Origin of the sequence: Lentzea flava (assembly GCF_014648475.1) — a bacterium.
Lineage (GTDB): Bacteria > Actinomycetota > Actinomycetes > Mycobacteriales > Pseudonocardiaceae > Lentzea > Lentzea flava.
The window spans coordinates 1-21,352 of sequence record NZ_BMRE01000033.1; the positions used below are offsets into that span (position 1 = coordinate 1).

General features: G+C 68.3%; 25 protein-coding genes. 10 read left to right on the plus strand and 15 right to left on the minus strand.

Annotation, left to right across the window (positions count from 1 at the left end):
- Positions 1-119 precede the first annotated feature (119 nt).
- Genes IEZ09_RS29725 through IEZ09_RS29735 form a run of 3 tightly spaced genes read left to right on the plus strand, consistent with a single transcriptional unit; the run spans position 120 to position 1,767 of the window.
- A complete protein-coding gene (locus tag IEZ09_RS29725) occupies positions 120-857 on the plus strand; it encodes a putative protein N(5)-glutamine methyltransferase (RefSeq protein ID WP_189257108.1) in 738 nt (245 codons plus the stop codon).
- 23 nt (positions 858-880) lie between these two features.
- Positions 881-1,225: a nuclear transport factor 2 family protein gene (locus IEZ09_RS29730; RefSeq protein ID WP_229813073.1), complete on the plus strand. Its 345-nt coding sequence runs from the start codon at positions 881-883 to the stop codon at positions 1,223-1,225.
- Between the two features lie 14 nt (positions 1,226-1,239).
- Positions 1,240-1,767 carry a DUF4865 family protein gene (locus IEZ09_RS29735; protein WP_189257110.1) on the plus strand — a complete coding sequence of 176 codons (528 nt, stop codon included), beginning with the start codon at positions 1,240-1,242 and terminating at the stop codon, positions 1,765-1,767.
- Here IEZ09_RS29735 and IEZ09_RS29740 read toward each other — a convergent pair.
- Positions 1,754-3,730 (minus strand): intein-containing Rv2578c family radical SAM protein, encoded by a 1,977-nt coding sequence (locus tag IEZ09_RS29740; RefSeq protein WP_189257111.1) that lies wholly within the window; start codon positions 3,728-3,730, stop codon positions 1,754-1,756. The genes IEZ09_RS29735 and IEZ09_RS29740 overlap by 14 nt on opposite strands.
- A gap of 74 nt (positions 3,731-3,804) precedes the next feature.
- Here IEZ09_RS29740 and IEZ09_RS29745 point away from each other — a divergent pair, with 74 nt between their 5' ends.
- Positions 3,805-5,187 (plus strand): YibE/F family protein, encoded by a 1,383-nt coding sequence (locus tag IEZ09_RS29745; RefSeq protein ID WP_440590336.1) that lies wholly within the window; start codon positions 3,805-3,807, stop codon positions 5,185-5,187.
- Here IEZ09_RS29745 and IEZ09_RS29750 read toward each other — a convergent pair.
- The gene (locus IEZ09_RS29750; protein WP_189257113.1) at positions 5,108-5,461 is read right to left on the minus strand and encodes a DUF1304 domain-containing protein; all 354 of its coding nucleotides are present in this window, start codon (positions 5,459-5,461) and stop codon (positions 5,108-5,110) included. The genes IEZ09_RS29745 and IEZ09_RS29750 overlap by 80 nt on opposite strands.
- Before the next feature lie 45 nt (positions 5,462-5,506).
- Here IEZ09_RS29750 and IEZ09_RS29755 point away from each other — a divergent pair, with 45 nt between their 5' ends.
- A complete protein-coding gene (locus IEZ09_RS29755) occupies positions 5,507-6,343 on the plus strand; it encodes a spermidine synthase (RefSeq protein ID WP_189257114.1) in 837 nt (278 codons plus the stop codon).
- A gap of 60 nt (positions 6,344-6,403) precedes the next feature.
- On the opposite strand, the gene IEZ09_RS29760 is transcribed toward IEZ09_RS29755, so the two are convergent.
- From IEZ09_RS29760 to IEZ09_RS29770, 3 genes are read right to left on the minus strand one after another with little or no spacing between them, the layout of a single operon-like run.
- Complete coding sequence (locus IEZ09_RS29760) at positions 6,404-7,042, minus strand: hypothetical protein (RefSeq protein WP_189257115.1); 639 nt, start codon at positions 7,040-7,042, stop codon at positions 6,404-6,406.
- Positions 7,039-8,295, minus strand: a complete 1,257-nt coding sequence (gene hisS / locus IEZ09_RS29765) for a histidine--tRNA ligase (protein ID WP_189257194.1) — start codon at positions 8,293-8,295, stop codon at positions 7,039-7,041. The genes IEZ09_RS29760 and hisS overlap by 4 nt, the downstream gene beginning before the upstream one ends.
- Positions 8,292-8,987 carry an MBL fold metallo-hydrolase gene (locus tag IEZ09_RS29770; protein ID WP_189257116.1) on the minus strand — a complete coding sequence of 232 codons (696 nt, stop codon included), beginning with the start codon at positions 8,985-8,987 and terminating at the stop codon, positions 8,292-8,294. Before IEZ09_RS29770 ends, hisS begins: the two co-directional genes overlap by 4 nt.
- A 113-nt stretch (positions 8,988-9,100) precedes the next feature.
- Between IEZ09_RS29770 and IEZ09_RS29775 the strand changes: the two genes are divergently transcribed.
- Positions 9,101-9,952: a peptidylprolyl isomerase gene (locus IEZ09_RS29775; protein WP_189257117.1), complete on the plus strand. Its 852-nt coding sequence runs from the start codon at positions 9,101-9,103 to the stop codon at positions 9,950-9,952.
- An 88-nt stretch (positions 9,953-10,040) separates the two neighbouring features.
- On the opposite strand, the gene IEZ09_RS29780 is transcribed toward IEZ09_RS29775, so the two are convergent.
- From IEZ09_RS29780 to IEZ09_RS29795, 4 genes are all read right to left on the minus strand, one after another.
- Entirely contained in the window at positions 10,041-10,340 is a 300-nt protein-coding gene (locus tag IEZ09_RS29780; RefSeq protein WP_189257118.1) for a hypothetical protein, read from the minus strand.
- Between the two features lie 129 nt (positions 10,341-10,469).
- On the minus strand, positions 10,470-12,755 hold the full coding sequence (locus IEZ09_RS29785; protein ID WP_301325971.1) for a RelA/SpoT family protein: 2,286 nt from the start codon (positions 12,753-12,755) through the stop codon (positions 10,470-10,472).
- Positions 12,756-12,877: 122 nt separating this feature from the next.
- Entirely contained in the window at positions 12,878-13,057 is a 180-nt protein-coding gene (locus IEZ09_RS29790) for a DUF397 domain-containing protein (RefSeq protein WP_189257120.1), read from the minus strand.
- A complete protein-coding gene (locus IEZ09_RS29795) occupies positions 13,029-13,886 on the minus strand; it encodes a helix-turn-helix domain-containing protein (RefSeq protein WP_189257121.1) in 858 nt (285 codons plus the stop codon). Before IEZ09_RS29795 ends, IEZ09_RS29790 begins: the two co-directional genes overlap by 29 nt.
- 268 nt (positions 13,887-14,154) lie before the next feature.
- On the opposite strand from IEZ09_RS29795, the gene IEZ09_RS29800 reads away from it, so the two are divergent.
- From IEZ09_RS29800 to IEZ09_RS29815, 4 genes are read left to right on the plus strand one after another with little or no spacing between them, the layout of a single operon-like run.
- Positions 14,155-14,430 carry a hypothetical protein gene (locus IEZ09_RS29800; protein ID WP_189257122.1) on the plus strand — a complete coding sequence of 92 codons (276 nt, stop codon included), beginning with the start codon at positions 14,155-14,157 and terminating at the stop codon, positions 14,428-14,430.
- A gap of 44 nt (positions 14,431-14,474) precedes the next feature.
- Positions 14,475-14,753 carry a hypothetical protein gene (locus tag IEZ09_RS29805; RefSeq protein ID WP_189257123.1) on the plus strand — a complete coding sequence of 93 codons (279 nt, stop codon included), beginning with the start codon at positions 14,475-14,477 and terminating at the stop codon, positions 14,751-14,753.
- A gap of 32 nt (positions 14,754-14,785) precedes the next feature.
- Positions 14,786-15,109, plus strand: coding sequence for a hypothetical protein (locus IEZ09_RS29810; RefSeq protein WP_189257124.1), 324 nt, complete (start codon positions 14,786-14,788; stop codon positions 15,107-15,109).
- On the plus strand, positions 15,106-15,744 hold the full coding sequence (locus IEZ09_RS29815) for a hypothetical protein (RefSeq protein WP_189257125.1): 639 nt from the start codon (positions 15,106-15,108) through the stop codon (positions 15,742-15,744). Before IEZ09_RS29810 ends, IEZ09_RS29815 begins: the two co-directional genes overlap by 4 nt.
- Here IEZ09_RS29815 and IEZ09_RS29820 read toward each other — a convergent pair.
- The 6 genes from IEZ09_RS29820 to ruvA all read right to left on the minus strand — a co-directional run bounded on the left by IEZ09_RS29820 (position 15,722) and on the right by ruvA (position 21,342).
- On the minus strand, positions 15,722-16,213 hold the full coding sequence (locus tag IEZ09_RS29820; RefSeq protein ID WP_189257126.1) for an adenine phosphoribosyltransferase: 492 nt from the start codon (positions 16,211-16,213) through the stop codon (positions 15,722-15,724). The two genes, IEZ09_RS29815 and IEZ09_RS29820, sit on opposite strands and share 23 nt — an antisense overlap.
- 23 nt (positions 16,214-16,236) lie before the next feature.
- Positions 16,237-17,397: a protein translocase subunit SecF gene (secF, locus tag IEZ09_RS29825; protein WP_189257127.1), complete on the minus strand. Its 1,161-nt coding sequence runs from the start codon at positions 17,395-17,397 to the stop codon at positions 16,237-16,239.
- Position 17,398: 1 nt separating this feature from the next.
- Positions 17,399-19,183 carry a protein translocase subunit SecD gene (gene secD / locus IEZ09_RS29830; RefSeq protein ID WP_189257128.1) on the minus strand — a complete coding sequence of 595 codons (1,785 nt, stop codon included), beginning with the start codon at positions 19,181-19,183 and terminating at the stop codon, positions 17,399-17,401.
- 129 nt (positions 19,184-19,312) lie between these two features.
- Positions 19,313-19,657: a preprotein translocase subunit YajC gene (gene yajC, locus IEZ09_RS29835; protein WP_189257129.1), complete on the minus strand. Its 345-nt coding sequence runs from the start codon at positions 19,655-19,657 to the stop codon at positions 19,313-19,315.
- A 93-nt stretch (positions 19,658-19,750) separates the two neighbouring features.
- Positions 19,751-20,764 carry a Holliday junction branch migration DNA helicase RuvB gene (ruvB, locus tag IEZ09_RS29840; RefSeq protein ID WP_189257130.1) on the minus strand — a complete coding sequence of 338 codons (1,014 nt, stop codon included), beginning with the start codon at positions 20,762-20,764 and terminating at the stop codon, positions 19,751-19,753.
- Positions 20,761-21,342 (minus strand): Holliday junction branch migration protein RuvA, encoded by a 582-nt coding sequence (gene ruvA, locus IEZ09_RS29845; RefSeq protein WP_189257131.1) that lies wholly within the window; start codon positions 21,340-21,342, stop codon positions 20,761-20,763. Before ruvA ends, ruvB begins: the two co-directional genes overlap by 4 nt.
- Between the last annotated feature and the right edge of the window lie 10 nt (positions 21,343-21,352).

A 21,352-nucleotide genomic window follows, 5' to 3' on the forward strand; every position in this document is an offset into this window, starting at 1 on the left:
GCCTCAGAAATGATCACCAGAGTTGATCAACCCCCACGTGCGGAACGCGGGTCTAGACGGCGCCAGGCGTGAAACCGGACAGAGTTCACCCGTCCGGGTGACTGCTAGCGTCCACCGCGATGAGCACCGTCGATCGACTCAGGGCTGCGGGCTGCGTGTTCGCCGAGGACGAGGCCGCACTGCTGCACGAAGCCGCCACCTCCCCCGAACACCTGGAAGAGCTGGTCACGCAGCGGGTCAGCGGCCTGCCGCTCGAACACGTCGTGGGCTGGGCCGAGTTCTGCGGCCAGCGGATCACGATCACCAAGGGCGTGTTCGTCCCGCGCCACCGCACCGAGCTGCTGGTCGACCTCGCGACCGACCTGAACCCCGCAACCGTCGTCGACCTGTGCTGCGGATCGGGAGCGGTGGGCGCGGTACTGCAACACAGACTGCCGAAGGCCACGGTCTACGCGGCCGACATCGACCCCGTGGCCGTGGCGTGCGCGCGCAAGAACCTCACGAACGTCTTCGAAGGCGATCTGTTCGACGCACTCCCCACGCACCTACGAGGACACATCGACGTAGTAGTCGCGAACGTGCCGTACGTGCCCACCGACGACATCCAGTTCATGCCGACCGAGGCGCGCGACTACGAGGCAAGGGTTGCCCTCGACGGCGGCGCGGACGGCCTGGAGGTCATGCGACGCGTGGCAGCACAAGCCGCGGACTGGCTGCGCCCAGGCGGCCACCTGATGAGCGAGACGAGCGCCCGCCAAGCAGCCGCGGCACTGGCGGCGTTCAGCGCCGCCGGCTTCGAGGCCAAGCTCGTGACCAGCGAAGACGCCACCGCGGTCACAGGCGTCAAACCTGCTTGACGCGACTCCGTACAATGTACGGTATGTCGTACGACGAGGTCATGCAGTGGTTCGCGCAATGGGACGAGCTCGCGGTCAAGGGCGACGTCGAGAAGATGGCCGACATGGCGCTGTTCCCGATCAACACGGTCACCGACGGCTCGGCCACGTCGTGGGACCGGGAGAAGTTCCTCGCAGAGATGAGCGCACAGCTCGGCGGTGACGTGCAGATGGAGTCCACCAGGACGCCGCACTTCATCAACGACAACCTGGTCTTCGTGATCACCGACGGGACGATCAACGGTCACACCGTGCGCTACGGCGATCTGCTCGTGAAGGTCGGCGAGGAGTGGAAGTTCCAAACCATGGTCCAGGGCGGCTGGGCCTAGGTACAACTACGAACATGATCGCAATGCAGTACGAGATCACCCTGCCGTCCAACTACGACATGGGGATCATCCGCGAGCGGGTCCGCACCCGTGGCCACGCTCTCGACGACCGCGAAGGCCTCGGCTTCAAGGCATACCTGATCCGCGGCACGCAGTACGCGCCGTTCTACGTCTGGAACACGACGGCCGGCATGGCTGACTTCCTCTACCGCGGCGGCGGTTTCCAGGGAATTCTCGCCGACTTCTGGCGACCCGTCGTCCAGCACTGGCCCGGTGTCGCGTTCCTCAGGGGCGACGCGGCGAAGGCCGCTTACGCGACGCGCACCATCACGCGGCTCGCACCGGAAGCGAACCCGATGGACGTCGTGGGAGAGATCGAGCTGAAGAAGACGCCCGGCCTGCACTCCGCGGCCGTCGGCGTGGATCCGCGCACGTGGGAGGTCGTGCGCTTCGAACTGTGGGAGGAACACCCCGGGGAAGAGGGTGTCTACGAAGTCCTCCACTTCAGCGAGCCGGAGCTCGACCGGATCACAGCAGGGTGAGCTGTTCCTGGTCGACGCGCTGAGCCGGCACACCGCTGGGCAGGCTGCCGTCGGGCCACACGCCGTCGTCGTCGCCGGGCACACCGGTGACGGCGTCGGTGGAACGGCCACGCGGCGCCAGGCCGTGCTTCTCGATCAGCGGAACAACGCGCGCCGTCAGCCGAGCGCGATACCGCTTGTCCACATAGGACCCGGAACCGTACAGATACCGGTACGTCTCAACGAGATCCGGGTGCTCACGGCGTAACCACGCCGCAAACCACTCGCGAGCGCCAGGACGCAGGTGCAGCGGCAGCACCGTCACGCCGGTGGCTCCAGCAGCCGCGATCTGTTCGAGCAGGAAGTCCAGCTGCTCAACGGAATCCGTCAGCTCCGGCAGCACGGGCGCCACGAAGACGCCGCACGGCAAGCCCGCCTCCCGCACCTTGCGCACGAGTTCGAGCCGGGCGGCCGGAGTCGGTGTGCCGGGCTCCAGCGACTTGTGCAGGTCGCGGTCCATCAACGCGAGCGACACCCCGATGCCGACCGGCACGACCTCCGCCGCCGCGGCGAGCAGCGGCAGGTCGCGCGCCAGCAGCGTGCCCTTCGTCAGGATCGAGAAGGGCGTGCGAGAGGCGGTCAGGGCCTCGATGATCCCTGGCATCAAGGCGTACCGCCCCTCGGCCCGCTGGTACGGGTCGGTGTTGGTGCCGAGCGCGACGTGCTCCTGCTTCCACCGCGGCGAACGCAGCTGACGCGACAGCACCTCGCCCGCGTTGACCTTCACGATCAGCTGGCTGTCGAAGTCGCGGCCCGTGTCGAGGTCCAAATAGGAGTGTGTCTTGCGGGCGAAGCAGTTGTGCGACACCACACCGTTCGCGATGAAGTCACCGGTGCCGGTGGTGATGTCGTACAGCGTCATTTCCTCAAGCGGTTCAACGGAAACGACGCCCAGCGGCTGCTGCGACTTGATCGCCACGCCGTCGATGTCGCGCTTGCGCGTGATCGCCGGGTCCACGGTGTGGAAGAAGCGGAGGTTCTCGCGCAGCCCGCCGCGCAGCCGCACGACCCGCACGCCACGGCGGCGGCGCAGCTCCTCGATCGCGAAGTCGAAGTGGAAGTGCTTGAGCGCCAGGCAGATCGCTTCGAGAACGGTGGCGTTGCGCGTCGACATGCGCAGGATGCTGCGCGAGCAGGTCCCGAGGTAGTCGAACGCGCCGGCCAGGAATCCCTTGAGCCAGTCGGGGTTCGGGGCTATCTGCCACTGCGCGAGCTCGCGCACGTGGTGCAGAAATCCCCTCCCCTCTCGCACACCGAAGTAGTCGAGATACTCCTGTGTGCGGTCCATGGCCTCTATGTCGGCCAACGGAATCCGGAACTCGTTCTCGTCGTCGACCATGCCGCGCAGGTAACCGCGGCGGTAGTCGTCGGTCACGGTGGGCTGCTCGACGAAAGCCCCCGTGCCCATCAGCTTGTTGCCGGTCGTGAGGTGCGGACGGCGGCCCGCGCCCGCCGTTTCGCCGGTGACGTGCTTCCAGCCGCGGTCGGTCAGGAAGCGGTGATCACCGGAGGCGACCACCGAGGTGCCGTCCTCCAGGGTCAGCCGGTACGCGACCTTGCGCGTCTCCCAGTGCGCGAGGACCGTCGTGAGCTTGTAGCGCCGGTAGTTGCCGACGAGCTCGGTGCCGTAGATCTGGTCGCCGACCCGCAACGACGACAACGGCTTGGTGCGCCCGTTGGCCATGAGGATCGGGGTGTCGCCCGCCAGGCAGTAGGTGCAGGCGTGTGAGCAGCCGCGATACGGGTTCACCGTCCACGAGAAGGGCAGCGACGACCCCGGTACTCCGTTGAGCACGGATTTGGCGCGGACCTCGTGGAACACCACGTCCGCGAACTCAGGAGTTCGTACGCTGCGCACCAGTCCCGGTAGCCCCGGTAGTGCCTGCTGCGGCTCTGCCTCGAGTTTCTGTCCGTCCCATCGCACACCATCGATTCGAACACATGTTCGAACGACGGTCAAGGAGGCCGGCTGTCACCCGTTCAGGCAGGATGTCTCACGTGGGTCACGGTCACGGGCACGGTCATGCGCTGAACGAGGAACCGGCATCGCAGCGCGTGCGCACGTTGCTGATGTGGCTGTTGGTGCCGTTGGCACTGGCCACGATCATCGGCGCAGCACTGCTCTACCCGTTCGGGCACGAGCAGAAGACCGGCGCGGCCGTGGGGCTGCACCAGAAGCCGGTCGCCGCGGTCGTGACGGGCGTGCAGGAAAACTGCGGCGAGAAGTGCATCGCGGTGACCGTGCGGATGACCGACGGCGACGCGAGCGGGCAGAGCATCACGATCCCGAGCCCGCACGGGCCGGGAGCGCCGCACTTCCAGATCGGCGACGAGGTCGTTCTGTCCTATTCGGGCAGTCAGCCGCAGGCGCCCGAGTCGTACCAGATCGTCGACTTCCAGCGCGGCTGGTCGCTCGTAGTGCTCGCGGTGCTGTTCGCGGCGGCGGTGCTCCTGCTCGGCCGATGGCAGGGTCTCGCGGCGCTGGGCGCGTTGCTGCTGAGCTTCGTGGTGCTGGTGCTGTTCATCATGCCGTCGATCCTGGCGGGCGAGAACCCGCTGATGGTGGCGGTGGTCGGCGCCGGGCTGATCATGTTCGTGGTGCTGTACCTGACACACGGCATCTCGGCGAGAACCTCGACGGCGGTGCTCGGCACGTTGGTCAGCCTCGCGCTGATCGGTGTGCTCGGCGCGCTGTTCTCCGCGCTGTCCAAGCTGACCGGTCTGGACGAGGACACGATCAACCTCGTCACCGTGCTCGGCACCGACATCGACACGCGCGGACTGCTGCTCGCGGGCACGCTCATCGGTGCGCTGGGCGTGCTCGACGACGTCACCGTCACGCAGACCAGCGCGGTGTGGGAGCTGCGCCGCGCCAACGACAAGCTGACGTGGCGCGAGCTGTTCGCGGCCGGCTCGCGGATCGGGCGCGACCACATGTCGTCGGTGGTCAACACGCTCGTCATGGCCTACGCGGGCGCGGCGCTGCCGTTGCTGCTCGCGATCTCGCTGGCCGGACGGTCGATGGGCGAGATCCTGTCCGCCCAGCAGATCGCCCAGGAGATCGTGCGCACGCTGGTCGGCAGCATCGGTCTGGTCGCGGCGATCCCGGTGACGACGGCACTGGCCGCGCTCGTCGCCGTGCGCCAGGAGGTCGCCCCCGCCGCAGAGGTTTCAGAGGCTCCAGAGCCTCCGGAACCCAAGACCGTGAAGCGCGCGAAGCCGGAACCGCCGAAGCGGAACCGGATCGAGGGCGACCTCTTCATCGGCTACGACCCCGACAAGGGGCCGTGGGAACGCCCCGCTACCCGGCCAGCAGCACGAAGAGCAGCGCCAGGGCGCCAGGCACCACCTGCACGAAGAAGATCTTCCGGCTCGCCGTGAACGTGCCGTAGACGCCGGCGACGATCACGAACACCGTGAAGAGCACCGACGCGCCGAAGTCCTGCCGGACGAGCGCGTAGATCAGGCCGGCGGCGAGGAAACCGTTGTAGAGGCCCTGGTTCGCGGCGAGCGCCTTGGACGCCTCCGCGAACTCGGGCGTGAGCCCGAACGCCTTCCGGCCGCGCGGAGTCGTCCAGAGGAACATCTCCAGCACCACGATGTAGAGGTGAATCAGCGCCACGAGGGCGATCAAGATGTTGGCGACAACCTGCACTTAGGTCCTCCTCTGGACTGACACACCCGATGAGACAATAGAGCAGTGGGAAGACAGCGGCCCGACACAGAGGCGATCACCGAGTCGATCGACTCAGGCGTTGCAGAGCTGGTCCCCGATCTCGGCGGACGTAACTCGTGGACGTTGCGGGTCAACGGAACCCCACAGTCGCATGTGGACCTGGACGACCCGACGTACCTCGAGTTCGAGTACGTCCGCAGACTGGGTCACATCGTCGACCTCACCGCGCCCTCACGTGTGCTGCACCTCGGTGGTGGCGCTCTCACGCTAGCGCGCTACGTGGCAAACCTCCTGCCCCGCGCGTCTCAGCAGGTGGCCGAGATCGACGCGGGCCTGATCGCGTTCGTCCGCCGCGAGCTCCCGCCACCTCCTCGGGTGAAGATCACCACGGGTGACGCCCGCGCCGTGCTGGTGAAGGCACGCCCCGGCTCGTTCGACCTGATCGTGAGCGACTGCTTCGCGGGCGCCCGCACGCCCGCCCACCTGACGTCGGTCGAGTACGTGCGGCAGGCGTCGGCGGCGCTCGCGGAGGACGGGGTCTACACGGCGAACATCGGCGACGGCAACGGCCTGCAGTTCGCCCGCTCCCAGTGCGCGACCGTGCGGGCGGTGTTCGAACACGTCTGCGTGCTCGCCGAGCCCGGCGTGTTCCGGGGACGCCGGTTCGGCAACTTCGTGATCTTCGCGTCGCACATCGGGTTGCCGATGCAGCAGCTCACGCGGGCGACGGCGGGTGATCCGTTCCCCGGGCGGGTGGAGCACGGCACGGGGCTGACGAAGTTCATCGGTGGCGCGCCGGTCATCACCGACGAGACCGCGACCCTCTCCCCCGCGCCGCCGTCCGGCCTCTGGGGCACGTGACCAGGCGGTCCCGTCCAGCAGACGAGCCGCGTGCCGCCGGACGGGGTCGTCCGGCGGCACTCAGTCCAGCGACGTCACGAACTTCGACACGGCGTCCGGATGGAGCTTCTGCGCCATCCGCCCGGACGGCGCCAGCGACCCCAGCCGGTACAGCGGACGTTCCGGGGCGGCCAGCCCGCGCGCCTCGGCCCGCAGCTGGGCCACGAGCAGTTCCGAGAACACCAGGCCCGGCGTGTCGCCGCGCGCGGCGAGGGCGTCGGCCAGGCGGCGCAGCTGGTAGATGCCCAGCTCGCGGCCGCCCATGCCGGAGTACATCGACAGGCCGATGTTGATCGCCTTCTTGTCGCCGCGCACGAACAGGCCGACGGTCCTGGCGTTGCGCATGTCGGTGACCAGGAGGTCGAGCGCGTCGGCGGTGGCGAGGTCGACGGTTCGTGTGCCGAAGGCGCGCACGTGCACGCGCGTGCCTTCCAGCCACGTCGTGCGACGGGCCTCGGACAGCGCGAGCAGCACCACCGGCAGCGCCACGATCAGGGCGGCGATGATGCCCGCCCAGCGGCCGCCGATGAAGCCCACGATCGCGCCGAAGGCGAGGGCGACCATCACGCCGCCGATCGCCACCATGCGCGCACGCTTGCGGACCGTGTCCCTGTCCAGCAGGTCGAGCGAGAGCTTGTCGCTCTTGTCGTCTGGGCTCACAGCGCCTTCCGCACCGCCTCGACCACGTCGGTCAGCGCCACGGTCACCTGCTCGCCCGTGGCGAGGGTCTTCACGCCGATGCTGCCGGCCTCCAGGTCGCGCTCGCCGAGCACCAGCGCCAGCCGGGCACCGGACTTGTCCGCGACCTTGAAGCCCGCCTTCATCGACTTGCCGCCGTAGACCAGGTCCGTCCGCACGCCGGCCGCGCGCAGCTCGCCCGCGATCGCCACCAGGCGGGCTCGTGCGGCCTCGCCCAGGGGCACGCCGATCACGTCGACGCGGCTGAACTCCGGCAGCACGCCCTCGGCCTGCGCCGCGAGCAGCGCCCTGTCGACGCCCAGGCCGAAGCCGACACCGGACAGCTCCTGGCCGCCGAGCTGTGCCATCAGGCCGTCGTAGCGGCCGCCGCCGCCGATGCCCGACTGCGCGCCCAGGCCGTCGTGGACGAACTCGAACGTCGTCTTCGTGTAGTAGTCGAGGCCGCGGACCATGCGCGGGTTCTCGACGAACTTCACGCCCAGCTCGGTCAGGTAGCCCTTGACGAGCTCGTAGTGCGCCCGGCACTCGTCGCACAGGTGGTCCACCATCAGCGGCGCCTCGGCGACCAGGGCGCGCACCTCCGGCCGCTTGTCGTCGAGGACGCGCAGCGGGTTCAGCTCGGCGCGCCGGCGGGTCGGCTCGTCGAGCGGCAGCTTCGCGAGGAACGCCTGCAGCTTCTCTCGGTACGCGGGACGGCAGTTCGCGTCGCCCAGCGACGTGAGCTCCAGGCGGTAGCCGGTGAGGCCCAGCGCGCGGAAGCCCGCGTCACCGACCGCGATGACCTCGGCGTCCAGGGCCGGGTCGTCGACGCCGATCGCCTCGATGCCGACCTGGTGGAACTGCCGGTACCGGCCTGCCTGCGGGGCCTCGGCGCGGAAGAACTGGCCCGCGTAGTAGAGCTTCGACGGCAGCTGGCCGCGGTCGAGGCTGTGCTCGATCACGGCCCGCATCACGCCCGCGGTGCCCTCCGGCCGCAGCGTGATGGAGCGGTCGCCGCGGTCGAGGAAGGTGTACATCTCCTTCGTCACGACGTCGGTCGACTCGCCGACGCCGCGCGAGAACAGCGCCGTGTCCTCGAAGACCGGCAGCTCGATGTAGCCGTAGCCCGCGAGCTCGGCGGCACGGGTCAGCGTCGACCGGACGTGCAGAAATGCGGCGGACGTCGGCGGGATGTAGTCGGGAACGCCTTTGGGAGCGGAAAACACGTTTCTCAGAGTCCTCGGTGCGGGGCAGCTGGTGCGTCCTGCAGCTGGAGCAGGTAGGGGTTCGTCGCACGCTCGCGGCCGATGGTCGTCGTCGGGCCGTGGCCGGGCAGCACCACCGTGTCGTCGGGCAAGGTCAGGACCTTGTTCTGCAGAGACGACAGCATGCGCGAGTGGTCGCCGCCTGGCAGGTCGGTGCGTCCGATGGAACCGGCGAAGAGCGTGTCACCCGAGATCACCAGGCGACCCCCTTCCTGCACGCCGGAGCGGAACATCACCGACCCGCCGGTATGGCCCGGCGTGTGGTCGACGGTGATCCGCAACCCGGCGAGGTCGAGCTCGGTGCCGTCGGCGAGCGAGCGGACCTCGCTCGGCTCGCGCATCTCGAGGTTGCCCCCGAAGAACGCGGCCGACTCGCGGCTGATGCCCTTGAGCGGATCGGCGAGCATCTCGACGTCGTCCGGGTGGATGTACGCGGGGATGTCGTTGCCGTCGCAGACCGGGGTGACGGAGAACGTGTGGTCGAAGTGCCCGTGCGTGAGCAGCACGGCGACAGGCGCGAGCCGGTGCTTGCGCAAGGCCTGCTCGATCGGCTCGACCGCGTCCTGACCGGGATCGATGATCACGCAGGGCTCGCCCTCACCGGCCGCGAGGACGAAGCAGTTCGCCTGCAGCGCGCCAGTGGGGAACCCGATCACGAGCACGAAATGACCTCCCTGTTCAACCACAGCCTAGCCACCACACAAAGCTCATATGCCCAGGCCCTAGACTCCCGAGCCGTCCGCCCTATTCGCATGAGTCCCTGGGGAGGGAGCACGTGCCCACCAACGAGCAGCGACGCGCGGCAGCCAAGCGCAAGCTTGAGCGCCAGATGGTCTACCGCCAGCAGCGGGCCAAGAAGCGTCGCATCATCGCCGTCGTGTCGACGGTCGTCGTTGTTGCGCTCGTCGGAGGTGGTGTGTGGTGGCTCGCGACCCACGACTTCGGCAACGGTGACGCCTCCGCGTCGGAGACTCCGCAGAACGAGTCGGTGGACAAGGCGGAGAACATCCCCACCGCCCTGCACCAGATTCCGAAGCGCCCGCAGGCGCTGCCGGAAAAGGTGAACTGTGAATACACGAAGGGCCAGGAGCCGGCGGCCAAGGAGAACACGCCGCCCGCGAACGGCGAGCAGCCCGCCACCGGCACCGTCGCGGTCACGCTCGGCACCTCGATCGGCGACCTGAAGCTGAACCTCGACCGCTCGCTCGCGCCGTGCACGGTCAACAACTTCGTGAACCTGGCGAAGCAGAAGTACTTCGACAACACCACCTGCCACCGCCTCACGGTGAAGGGCATCCAGGTCCTGCAGTGCGGCGACCCCGGTGGCGACGGCAGGGGCGGCCCCGGCTACTCGTTCAAGGACGAGACCTACCCGGAGCTCACCTACGGCCGCGGCGTGCTCGCCATGGCCAACTCGGGCCCGAACACCAACGGCTCGCAGTTCTTCATCGTCTACGGCGACACGCAGCTGAAGCCGGACTACACCGTGTTCGGCACGGTCGACGAGGAGTCGCTGAAGAAGATCGACGAGGTCGCGAAGACCGGCACGATCTCGACGACGCCCGGCCAGGGCGACGGCAAGCCGAAGACCCCGGTCGACATCAAGTCGGCGACGGTCGCGAACTAACGCTTGAAACGATGAACGGCGCTTTTGTCCACTTGAGGTGGACAAAAGCGCCGTTCATCGTTTGCGTGCAGGCCCTTTTCGCGCTGCGTCAGGCGACCTGGGCCTTGGCTTCCACGGCGATCCAGCCCTGCGACTTGTCGCACTGCGCGGACGACCGGAAGCCGGGCGGCACGTGCGACCCGGCCTTGTAGAACGAGTCGGCGCCCTTCTGGCACTTCAGGATCACGTAGTGGTAGTTGCCGCCGCCCCCGCGGCAGATGGCGTGACCCATGTTCCGCTCCGACTCGACCCAGGCCTCGCAGACCCTGTCGTCCGCGACCGCGGCGCCGGGCAGCAGCACCGCCGCCACCGCCATCGCGGCAGCAGCGGCCCCGACCAGCTTCCTCATGTTCGTCCCCCGAGAGGTTGATCTTGTTCTGGCGGTCGCCACCATGCCAGCCGCGAGGGACGAACGGGCCTCAGTTGCACGTGGAGCCCCCGGCCTGGGCAGGCCGGGGGCTCCAGTGTTGATGCTGATCTACGAGGCTGACGTCACGCGGTAGACGTCGTAGACGCCCTCCACGCTCCGCACGGCCTTCAGGACGTGCCCGAGGTGCTTCGGGTCGCCCATCTCGAACGAGAACCGGCTGACGGCCACCCTGTCGCGCGACGTCGTCACCGACGCCGACAGGATGTTCACGCGCTCGTCGGCCAGCACCTTCGTGACGTCCGACAGCAGCCGGTGCCGGTCGAGCGCCTCCACCTGGATGGCCACCAGGAAGACGCTGGACGCCGACGGCGCCCACTCGACGTCGAGCAGCCGCTCCGGCGACTTCAGCAGCTCGTCCGCGTTCGTGCAGTCGGTGCGGTGCACGGAGACACCGCCGCCGCGCGTCACGAAGCCGAGGATGTCGTCGCCCGGCACCGGGGTGCAGCAGCGGGCGAGCTTCACCCACACGTCGCCCGCGTCCTTGACGATCACGCCCGCGTCGCCGGTGGGGCGGCGCCGGGTGACCGTGGACGGGGTGGCGCGGTCGGCCAGTTCCTCCTCGGCGTGTTCGACGCCGCCGAGCTGCGCGACGAGCCGCTGCACGACGTGCCGGGCCGAGGTGTGGCCCTCGCCGACCGCCGCGTACAGCGCGCTCATGTCCGGGTAGTGCAGTTCCTTCGCCAGGGCCTGCATCGAGTCGACGCTGACCAGGCGCTGGATCGGCAGCCCGACGCGGCGGACCTCCTTGGTGATCGCGTCCTTGCCCTGCTCGATCGCCTCTTCCTTGCGCTCCTTGGCGAACCACTGCTTGATCTTCGCCTTGGCGCGCGGGGACGCGACGAAGCTCAACCAGTCGCGGGACGGGCCCGCGCCCTCCGCCTTGGAGGTGAAGATCTCGACGACCTCGCCGTTCTCGAGCTTGCGTTCGAGAGCGACCAGGCGACCGTTGACACGGGCGCCGATGCAGCGGTGACCAACCTCGGTGTGGACGGCGTAGGCGAAGTCGACCGGCGTGGAGCCCGTCGGCAGCGTCTGCACGTCGCCCTTGGGGGTGAACACGAAGATCTCGCGCGCGGCGAGGTCCCAGCGCAGCCCTTCGAGGAACTCACCGGGGTCCGCGGCTTCCCGCTGCCAGTCGAGGAGCTGGCGCATCCACGCCATCTCGTCGATCTCGACGGACTTGCCGTTGTGCGTGCCCTTGGTCTCCTTGTAGCGCCAGTGCGCCGCGATGCCGTACTCGGCCCGCTGGTGCATCTCGTGGGTGCGGATCTGCACCTCGAGAGGCTTGCCGTCGGGACCGATCACGGTCGTGTGCAGCGACTGGTACACGCCGAACCGCGGCTGCGCGATGTAGTCCTTGAACCGCCCCGGCATCGGCTGCCACGCCGCGTGGACAACGCCCATCGCCGCGTAGCAGTCGCGCACCTCGTCGACCAGGATCCGCACACCCACGAGGTCGTGGATGTCGTCGAAATCCCGGCCGCGGACGATCATCTTCTGGTTGATCGAGTAGTAGTGCTTCGGCCGTCCCTCGACCTTCGCGACGATCCGCGCGCTCTCCAGCTGGGCGTTCAGCTCGTCGACGACGGTCCTCAGGTACGTGTCGCGACTCGGTGCGCGCTTGGCGACCAGCCGCACGATCTCGTCGTACTTCTTCGGCTGCAGGATCGCGAACGCGAGGTCCTCCAGCTCCCACTTGACGGTCGCCATGCCCAGCCGGTGGGCCAGCGGTGCGAGCACTTCGAGCGTTTCACGGGCCTTGCGGGCCTGCTTCTCCGGCGGCAGGAACCGCATGGTGCGCATGTTGTGCAGCCGGTCGGCGAGCTTGATGACGAGGACCCTCGGGTCCTTCGCCATCGCGATGACCATCTTGCGGATGGTCTCCGCCTCGGCCGCTGCCCCCAGCTTGACCTTGTCCAGCTTCGTGACGCCGTCGACGAGGCGAGCAACTTCCTCGCCGAAGTCGTCCTTCAGCTGCCCCAGCGAGTAGTCGGTGTCTTCAACGGTGTCGTGCAGCAGCGCAGCGACCAGCGTCGTCGTGTCCATGCCCAGCTCGGCGAGGATCGTCGCCACGGCGAGCGGGTGGGTGATGTACGGGTCGCCGGACTTGCGGCGCTGCGGGCGGTGCTTCTCCTCGGCAACGTCGTACGCGTGCTGCAGAAGCGCCAGATCGGCCTTGGGATGTAGGTCACGGTGCACGGCGGCGAGAGGTTCGAGGACCTGCTTCACCGGGGCCGCACGTTGGGCGGTGATGCGCCGCGCGAGGCGGGCGCGCACGCGCCGGGTAGCCGACGGTTGAACAACCGTCGCAGCGGGTTCGGTGTCTTGACTCAACCCCACGCTCCTCGGGTCTCGCGAGTACCGAGGATAACGCGTTTACGGTGACGAAACTTCCGGACGCTCGACGAGCGGCGCAGCTCACACGGTGAACGCCACCCGAACTTTTGCTGAGCCGATCAGGCGACGCTCGCCACGAACGCGCGCCACGCCTGAATCGAGAAGACCAGGGCGTCACCGCGAGTGGCCTTCGAGTCACGCACGAGAGCGTCGTGAGAGAGGGACACCTCGACGCACGAGCCGCTGCCCGTGTCACCGCTGTACGTGCTCTTACGCCAGCTCCGCTCGGGGCTGTTCATGGAAGTCCTCTCGCAGTCCACTGACGTACCTCGTCAGCAGGCTCCGCGATTGTCCCTCATCCAAAGCGTGCGTTTCCAACCACTTGAAGAACTCCCGACTGTCCGCGATGGCCTTGCCGTCGTGTGCGAAGACCTGGGCCACGTCGGTCTCCGCATACGCCACTGGTATGTGCTTTTCGAACTTGAACAGCATGCGGGCAGATCGCGTCGCGATGGCCGCACCAGCCGACATCGGGACGATGCGGAGGATGTGCGAGTTGAAGAGCAGGCGCAGGTACTGCTCTTCCATGATCCGCGCGTCCCCAACCCGGATCTGCAAAGCAAGCTCATGGACGTAGAAGAGACATTCCGGCCGTTTGGGGCGCCTCAGGATCGCCTGACGGTCCATACGCAGCTGGACGTGTTTCTCGATGTCCTCCAGGGCGGCGTGGCCACCCTCCGTGAACAGCGCCCGTGCGTACTCCGGTGTCTGAATGAGGCCGGGCATGGTGAGGGCGTCATAGGTCGTGATCGTTTTGGCTTGCGCCTCCGTCATCGCGAGGGTGCGCAGGTTGTCGGGCACCAGCACCACGTACGGGTCGAAGGCGTAGCGGTAACGGCCCCGGAAGCGTTCGAAGAAGGCGCTGTCGCGGCCGCACGTCATCAGGTACTGGACGAGGTCGATCTCGCTCGCACGCGCCTTGCCGTTCTCGATGTTGGAAACCTTGCTCGGGTCCCAGCCGAGTTGCTCGGCGAAGGCGAACCCGGTCAGGTTCGTGAACTTCTCGCGGAGGCGGCGCAGCTCGTCGCCGAGGTCGCGACTGTAGGCGGTGGAGGTGATCGCAGTCATTGCTCCGACGGTAGGCATTGAACCTCCTCCACGAACCAGCTCATTCGGGTGAAAACGGGGACTTTGAGACGGAATTCTTGTTCGCTCACGTGTTCGACCGTACCGCAAGATCACGGCAAAACTGCACTTCAGAGGCCACACATTCGGGTGAACAAAGCGGCGCACATGGCACCGTTACTGCGCATCTCTCTCGACACAGAAAACGGCCAAAGAATTAGAACCTGACGCATCTGCCGGGCCGGCGCGGGCGCCTGACAGACTCCCGAACGTGAGGACACTCCTGTGGTGCGCCGGCATGACCGCCGTCTGGCTGGGCACGATGGCGTACCTGGCGCTGGACGACCGGAACTACATCGACCCGAGGTCGATCATCGGCTCGGTGGTGGGCTGGATCCTCGCCACCGCCATCAGCTACCTGCTGCTCCGCCGCGCCGAGTCCCCGCAGCTGTGGGAGATCGCGGTGGTGACGGCACCGGCATCGCTCGTGACTTTGGTGTTCGTCTCAATCGGGGCTGCCTTCGTAGCGCCGCCACCACCCGCCTGACATGCTTGACCGCTCCAAGTGAGCGCAGGTCTGGGGGGACCCCGATGCACACGCACGCCGAACACCGGCCGTTCTGGCAGCCCATGGCGTTCGCCGCCATCTGGTACGCCGCGATCGTGCTGTTCAACCTGCAGGTCGACCCGCTGCGCGCGCTGCTTCTCGGCGTCGTTCCGTGGCTGGGCACCTCGGTCGTCCTGTGGCGGGTCGCGCACGGCGGGGTGAAGGCGTGGCGGCTGATCCTGCTGGGCCTGCCGACCTTCTACTTCCTGTGGGCGCTGACCGTCGTCTTCGCCTACCGGTTCGTCACGCCGATCACCGGCTGATCCGGCGCAACGAACAACGTCTGGGGGACGTCATGTACGCACCTGTTCGACAGAGAACGCCGTTCCTGCACTGCGCGGCCGGAGCCCTCATCTGGTACATCGCGGTCGTAGTCGCCTACGGCATCGCGGAGCTGCGGACCGGGACGGAAGTGCAGGTCACGATCGTCGAGGGAATCGTCGGTGCGGTCGCGTGGGCGATCACCTCGACGCTCGTGTGGGCGTTCCTGCTGGCGGTCAGGGCGCGGATCCAGCCGTGGCTGCTGATCGTGATCGCGTTGCCGATCTTCGGCGTGATCTGGTTCGTGCTCCACGTCGTGGCGTTCTTGTTCGTCGTGGGTTTCGTGATGCCGAGATGACGGCAGCCGAACTGCTGCGCGAGCTCGCGGAAAGGACGAGGTCCGCGCCGGAGCCGCTGGGCACCGGCGCGTACCACTACGTGCACACCCGCGGTTCGCATCGCCGCACCAAGCGGTTCCTGAGCCGGTCAGGAGACAGCGTGGTGACCAGCAGCATCGAACCGTTCGAGCGCAGGCAGTGGATCGCCGCCGACGGATCGGGGCGCATCGAGGTGATGAAGGACGGCGAACTCGTGCAGCCCAGCGGTGACTACGGGCCCGGCGAGCTGGTGCTCCCGTTCGTCGACAACGTCCCGGGGCCGGGGAACACGCCCTCGGTGATCAAGGCGTTCCGCGAGATCTGGTCGACGCAGGTCGTGCCGCCGAGTCGGCAGCGCCTGCTCCTGCAAAGCCTGGCGGAGTGCGCCGACCTCTCGACGGACACAGCTCCTCGGGGTTTCGCAGGCCAGGTCGCCGTCACCCACGTCGACCGGGCCCGTCAGGTGCGGAACCTGCTCGTCTTCGACCAGGACACCGGCGAATTGATCGGCGCGGAGTCGATCGAGCTGGAACAGGTGATCAGCCACGTCGAGTGGCTGATCACCGGGTACTGCGAGACGACGGCCGAACCGCCTAGACCGCCAGCAGTGCGCTGACCTCGCGGCCCGCCAGCCGCGAACGACCGCCCAGCGCCGCGATCTCGATCACCACGGACACGCCGGTCACGATGCCGCCCGCACGCTCCACGAGCCGGCAGGCGGCCTCGGCGGTGCCGCCGGTGGCGAGCACGTCGTCGACCACGACCACGCGCTGGCCCGGCTGGATGGCCTCCGCGGGCAGTTCCAGCGAGGCCGTGCCGTACTCGAGGTCGTACGACACCGAGTCGGCGACCACCGGCAGCTTGCCCGGCTTGCGCAGCGGCACGACGCCGTAGCGCCAGCCGTAGCCCAGGGCGGCGCCCAGGAGGAAGCCGCGCGACTCGATGGCGGCGATCACCTGGGTGCTGTCGTCGATCTTGTCCTGGAGGGCGTCGACGACGGCGCGGAGGGCGTCCGGGTCGGCGAGAACGGGCGTGAGGTCCCGGAAGACGACCCCCGGCTGGGGGAAGTCCGGGACCTCACGCATCAAGCCCAGAGCACGGTCCAACTTCAACGCTGACGCTTTCCGGTCGGGCGGCGGCGCGAGTCCGACGCCTTGGCGGTGCGGTGCGGCACCGACGCGGCGGCGGCGAGCGCCTCTTCCTTGCGCAGGTCGGCGGCGAGCGCGTCGTCGTCGGCCGACTCGATGCCCTCGGCCACGACGGCGCCGGACGACGCGGCCTTGGCGCGGCGGGCGGCCACGCGCTTGGCCTGCGCGATGTACTTCGGGTCGCGCATCTTCAGGTCCACCAGTGCCGGGGTCGCGATGAAGATCGACGACATGGCACCGACGAACATGCCGACGAGCTGCACGAGCGCCAGGTCCTGGAGCGTGCCGACGCCCAGGATGCCGACGCCGACGACCAGCAGGCCCACGACCGGCAGCAACGCGATCAGCGAGGTGTTGATCGAGCGCATCAGGGTCTGGTTGAGCGCCAGGTTCGCGGCCTCGGCGTAGGTGCGGCGGGTCAGGCCCAGCAAGCCTCGGGTGTTCTCCTTGACCTTGTCGAACACGACGACCGTGTCGTACAGGGAGAAACCGAGGATGGTGAGCAGACCGATGACCGTCGCCGGCGTCACCTCGAACCCGACGAGCGAGTACACGCCCGCGGTGATGATGACGTCGTGGAACACGGCGATGAGCGCCGCGACGGCCATGCGCCACTCGAAGTAGAGCGCCAGGAACAGCGTCACCGCCACGAAGAACCAGACCAGGGCCCACAGGGCCTTCCAGCTGATCTCGCCACCCCACGACGCGGACACGGCGCTGTCGGAGATCGCCCCCTGGCCGCCCCTCGGCTTGGTGTCGTTCGCCAGCGCGGTCTTGAGGGTCGCGACCTCCTGGATGGTCAGCGCGGGCGACTTGATCTGGATCGTCGCGCTGGCACCGGTGCCGACGGCCTGCACGGCGTTGGGCTTCTTGCCGGGCAGGGCCTTCGCGTACGAGTCCTCGACGGCCGAGGTCGGGATGGCCTGGCTCGACTCCGCGACGGACGGCATCGAGATCTTCGTGCCGCCCTTGAAGTCGATGCCCAGGTTGAAGCCGTTGAACACCATCGAGCCGATGCACACCAGCAGGATCACGCCGGAGACGATGTACCAGCGGATGCGCTTGCCGACGATGTCGAAAGCGCCGTTGCCCACGTAGAGGCGCGTGAACACGTTGCCCATGTCAGGCCTCCTTCACGGCAGCGGTCTTGCCGGTCACGGCGGCGCGGTGTGCGGCGCCCTCGCGGGCGGCGCCGCCCAGGCCGGACAGGTTCGGTTTGGACAGGAACTTGGACTTCGACGCCATCGCGACCAGCGGGTGCGTCACGAGGAACACGACCACGAGGTCGAGGACCGTCGACATGCCCAGGGTGAACGCGAAGCCCTTCACCTGGCCGACCGCGATGATGTACAGCACGGCGGCGGCGATGAAGCTGACCGCGTCGGCGGAGAGGATCGTGCGGCGGGAACGGACCCACGCGCGCGGCACGGCCGAGCGGAACGTGCGGCCCTCGCGCACCTCGTCCTTCAGTCGTTCGAAGAAGACGATGAACGAGTCGGCGGTGATACCGATGGCGACGATGAAACCGGCGATGCCCGCGAGGTCGAGCGTGAACCCGATCCAGCGGCCCAGCAGCACGAGCACCGCGTAGATGATCAGACCGGACAGCCCCAGCGACAGGATCGTCAGGATGCCGAGCAGTCGGTAGTAGAACATGCAGTAGACGAAGACCAGCGCGAGGCCGATGCCACCCGCGATGAGGCCGGCCTTGAGCGACTGCAGGCCGAGCGTCGGGGAGATCGTCTGCGCCTCGGAGGCGTCGAAGGACAGCGGCAGCGCGCCGTACTTCAGGGTGTTCGCGAGGTTCTGGGCCTCCGCCAGCGTGAACTTGCCGCTGATCTCGGTGGAGCCACCGGTGATGGCCGACTGGATGGTCGGCGCGGACATGACCTCACCGTCGAGCACCACGGCGACGGCCTGCTGCACGTTGGCCGAGGTGAACTTGCCCCACTTCGTGCCGCCGTCGCTCTTGAAGTCGAGGTTGACGACGTAGCCGGTGCCGTTCGGGTTCTTGTTCGCCACAGCGTTGCTGATGTCCTCACCCGTCAGGCGGGAGTACATGCTGTAGTCGTCCGGCTTGGTCTGCGTGTCGTCCTTCGGCGGGTTGACCGGCGCGAGGATGTACTTGTACGCGCCCTTCTCGCCGCAGGTGACGAGCGGCTTGTCCAGGTCGTCGTTGCCGCGCAGCGGGTCGGGCTTGGAGCAGTCGAGCATGAGCGCGGCCTGCTGCAGGACCTGCTGGTCGGTGCTCTGGCGCAGCGCCTTGGCCTCCTGGATCTCCTTCGCGACCTTCGGGTCGACGTTGGAGGGGGCGGACGGCGTGCTGGACGGCGTGCTGGACGGCGCGGAGCTGGAGGACGGCGGCGTGCTCGACGGCTGCGCGGCCAGGTTCGGAGCGGGACGGCCCTGCGGGGCGTTGCTCGACGACGGCTGCGAGGCGGACTGGCTCGGCGACGGCGGCGTGCTCGCGTTGCTCGACGGCGGGGTGCTCGACGACGGCGCCTCGGTGTTCGGTGCCGCACCGGCCGGGATCGGCTGACCCATGACCTTGCGGAACGCGAGGCGGGCGGTCTGGCCGAGGCCCTTCGCGCCCTCGCTGTCCGCGCCGGGCACGGTGATCGTCAGGTTGTTGCCGTCGCGCACGACCTCGGCACCGGAGACGCCGAGTCCGTTGACGCGCACCTCGATGAGGTCACGTGCACGGGTCAGCGCTTCCTCGCTCGGCTGGGCACCGTCTTCCTGACGCGCGGTCAGGGTGACGATGGTGCCGCCCTGGAGGTCGATACCGAGCTTGGGTTTGGCCGAACCGTTCCCGGTGAAGAACACCAGGGCGTAAAGCGCGACCACGATGAGGACAAAACTCGCCAAGTACTTCGCAGGGCGAATTTGCCCGGCCGGAGGTGCCACGATCCGTCCGTCTCCTAGTAGCGATGGTTTCCGAGCGCGCAGCGTAACGCGCGCCGCGTGAGCTGCGCGTCACTACCTGGAGTTGGCGGTGTTCACAGTTGCCAACTCCAGGAGTGCGAGCTTATGCCGTTACTTCTTGGCGTTGTGGTCCAGAGGCTCGGCGACCTGTGCGGTGGTCACCTGCTCCTCGGCCTCGTCGGCGTCGGTCTCGGTCACGGCCTCGTCCGTGTCGACGACCTTCTCGCGGATCGCGGCGCGCAGCCAGCGCGTGACGACACCCTCGGAGATCTCGATGTCGATCGTGGTGTCGTGGCTGGCGTCGGCGACGGTGCCGTAGAGGCCCGACGTCGTCATCACCTTGTCACCGGGCTGGAGCGAGTTCTGCAGCTGCTGCTGCTCGGCCATCGCCCGCTTCTGCTTGCGCGCGCTGAGGAACAGCGGCACCGCCAGCAGAACCAGCAGCAACGGGAACATCAAATTGCCAAGGCTGCCCATCATTCTCCGATCAAGTGGACGTGGCTCGACGCACGTCCGATATGTCCAGGTGCTTTCACCGATTGTGCCAGGTCACCACAGTTGATCACCGGCGGGCGGTTCGAGCCCCAGGTGGTGCCACGCGGCTGGCGTCGCCACTCGGCCGCGCGGTGTACGGGCCAGCATGCCAGCCCGCACCAAATACGGTTCGCACACCTCTTCCACGGTGGTCGGTTCCTCACCGACCGCGACCGCGAGGGTGGACACGCCGACAGGGCCGCCGTTGAAGCTCTTGACCAGGGCCGTCAGCACGGCGCGGTCGAGCCGGTCGAGGCCGAGCTGGTCGACGTCGTAGACCTCGAGCGCCTGCTTGGCGATCTCCTCCGTGACCCTGCCGTCGGCCCTGACCTCCGCGAAGTCGCGGACCCGGCGCAGCAGCCGGTTCGCGATGCGGGGTGTGCCGCGGCTGCGGCTCGCGATCTCGATGGCGCCGTCGTCGTGGAGGTCGACGCCGAGGATCTTGGCGCTGCGCTTCACGATGAGGTCGAGCTCGTCGGCGCTGTAGAACTCCATGTGGCCGGTGAAGCCGAAGCGGTCGCGCAGCGGGCCGGTGAGCGCTCCCGACCTCGTCGTGGCTCCCACCAGCGTGAACGGGGCGATGTCGAGCGGGATGCTGGTCGCTCCCGGGCCCTTGCCGACGACGACGTCGACGCGGAAGTCCTCCATGGCGAGGTACAGCATCTCCTCCGCGGGCCTGGCCATGCGGTGGATCTCGTCGATGAACAGGACGTCACCCTCGACCAGGTTGGACAGCATGGCCGCCAGGTCGCCCGCGCGCTCCAGCGCCGGGCCGCTGGTGATGCGGATGGCGCTGTTCAGCTCCTTCGCGATGATCATGGCGAGGGAGGTCTTGCCGAGGCCGGGAGGGCCGCTGAGCAGCACGTGGTCCGGAGCGGTGCCGCGGCGCATGGCGCCGTGCAGGACGAGTTCGAGCTGTTCGCGCACCCGCTGCTGACCCACGAACTCGTGCAGGTCGCGGGGCCGCAGGGTGGTCTCGACGTCGCGCTCGGCCGGCGCGGCGAAGGGGCTGAGCTCGTCCTCGGTCACTTGCGCCCCAGGGTCGCGAGCGCACGGCGCAGGACGGCGGAGGTGGACTGGTCCGGGTTGTCGGCGAGGACGCCGTCGACGGTGGCCTCCGCGGCCTTCGCGGGAAAGCCCAGGCCGAGCAGCGCTTCGACGACGTGGTCGCGGGTCTGGCTGTGCGCGGGCGTGGCGGGCGCCGGGAGTGCGCCGACCTTGTCGCGGAGCTCGATGATGAGGCGTTCCGCGCCCTTCTTGCCGATGCCCGGGACCTGGGTGAGCACCGTGATGTTGCCTTCGGCGAGCGCGTGGCGGAGCTTGTCCGGTTCCAGCACGGCGAGGGTGGCCAGCGCGATGCGCGGGCCGATGCCGCTCACGGTCTGGAGCAGGCCGAACAGCTCGCGGGCCTCGGCGTCGGCGAACCCGAACAGGGTGAGGCTGTCCTCGCGGACGACCAGCGTGGTGGCGAGGCTCGCCTCCTCGCCGCGGCGCAGGGTGGCGAGCGTGCTCGGGGTCATCTGGACGGCGAACCCGACGCCGCCCACCTCGACGACGGCGTGGTCGAGGCCGACGTGCTGCACCTGGCCGCGCAGTGACGAGATCACCTGGTTCCTC

Excerpts from the sequence above, each read along its gene's own strand:
- IEZ09_RS29805 (WP_189257123.1), top strand. The coding sequence starts at position 14,475 with ATGCACACGCACGCCGAACACCGGCCGTTCTGGCAGCCCATGGCGTTC.
- IEZ09_RS29815 (WP_189257125.1), top strand. The coding sequence starts at position 15,106 with ATGACGGCAGCCGAACTGCTGCGCGAGCTCGCGGAAAGGACGAGGTCC.
- IEZ09_RS29780 (WP_189257118.1), bottom strand. The coding sequence starts at position 10,340 with ATGAGGAAGCTGGTCGGGGCCGCTGCTGCCGCGATGGCGGTGGCGGCG.
- IEZ09_RS29735 (WP_189257110.1), top strand. The coding sequence starts at position 1,240 with ATGATCGCAATGCAGTACGAGATCACCCTGCCGTCCAACTACGACATG.
- secF (WP_189257127.1), bottom strand. The coding sequence starts at position 17,397 with ATGGGCAACGTGTTCACGCGCCTCTACGTGGGCAACGGCGCTTTCGAC.
- IEZ09_RS29795 (WP_189257121.1), bottom strand. The coding sequence starts at position 13,886 with ATGACTGCGATCACCTCCACCGCCTACAGTCGCGACCTCGGCGACGAG.
- yajC (WP_189257129.1), bottom strand. The coding sequence starts at position 19,657 with ATGTTCCCGTTGCTGCTGGTTCTGCTGGCGGTGCCGCTGTTCCTCAGC.
- IEZ09_RS29810 (WP_189257124.1), top strand. The coding sequence starts at position 14,786 with ATGTACGCACCTGTTCGACAGAGAACGCCGTTCCTGCACTGCGCGGCC.
- IEZ09_RS29730 (WP_229813073.1), top strand. The coding sequence starts at position 881 with ATGTCGTACGACGAGGTCATGCAGTGGTTCGCGCAATGGGACGAGCTC.
- IEZ09_RS29725 (WP_189257108.1), top strand. The coding sequence starts at position 120 with ATGAGCACCGTCGATCGACTCAGGGCTGCGGGCTGCGTGTTCGCCGAG.
- IEZ09_RS29790 (WP_189257120.1), bottom strand. The coding sequence starts at position 13,057 with ATGAACAGCCCCGAGCGGAGCTGGCGTAAGAGCACGTACAGCGGTGAC.
- IEZ09_RS29820 (WP_189257126.1), bottom strand. The coding sequence starts at position 16,213 with ATGCGTGAGGTCCCGGACTTCCCCCAGCCGGGGGTCGTCTTCCGGGAC.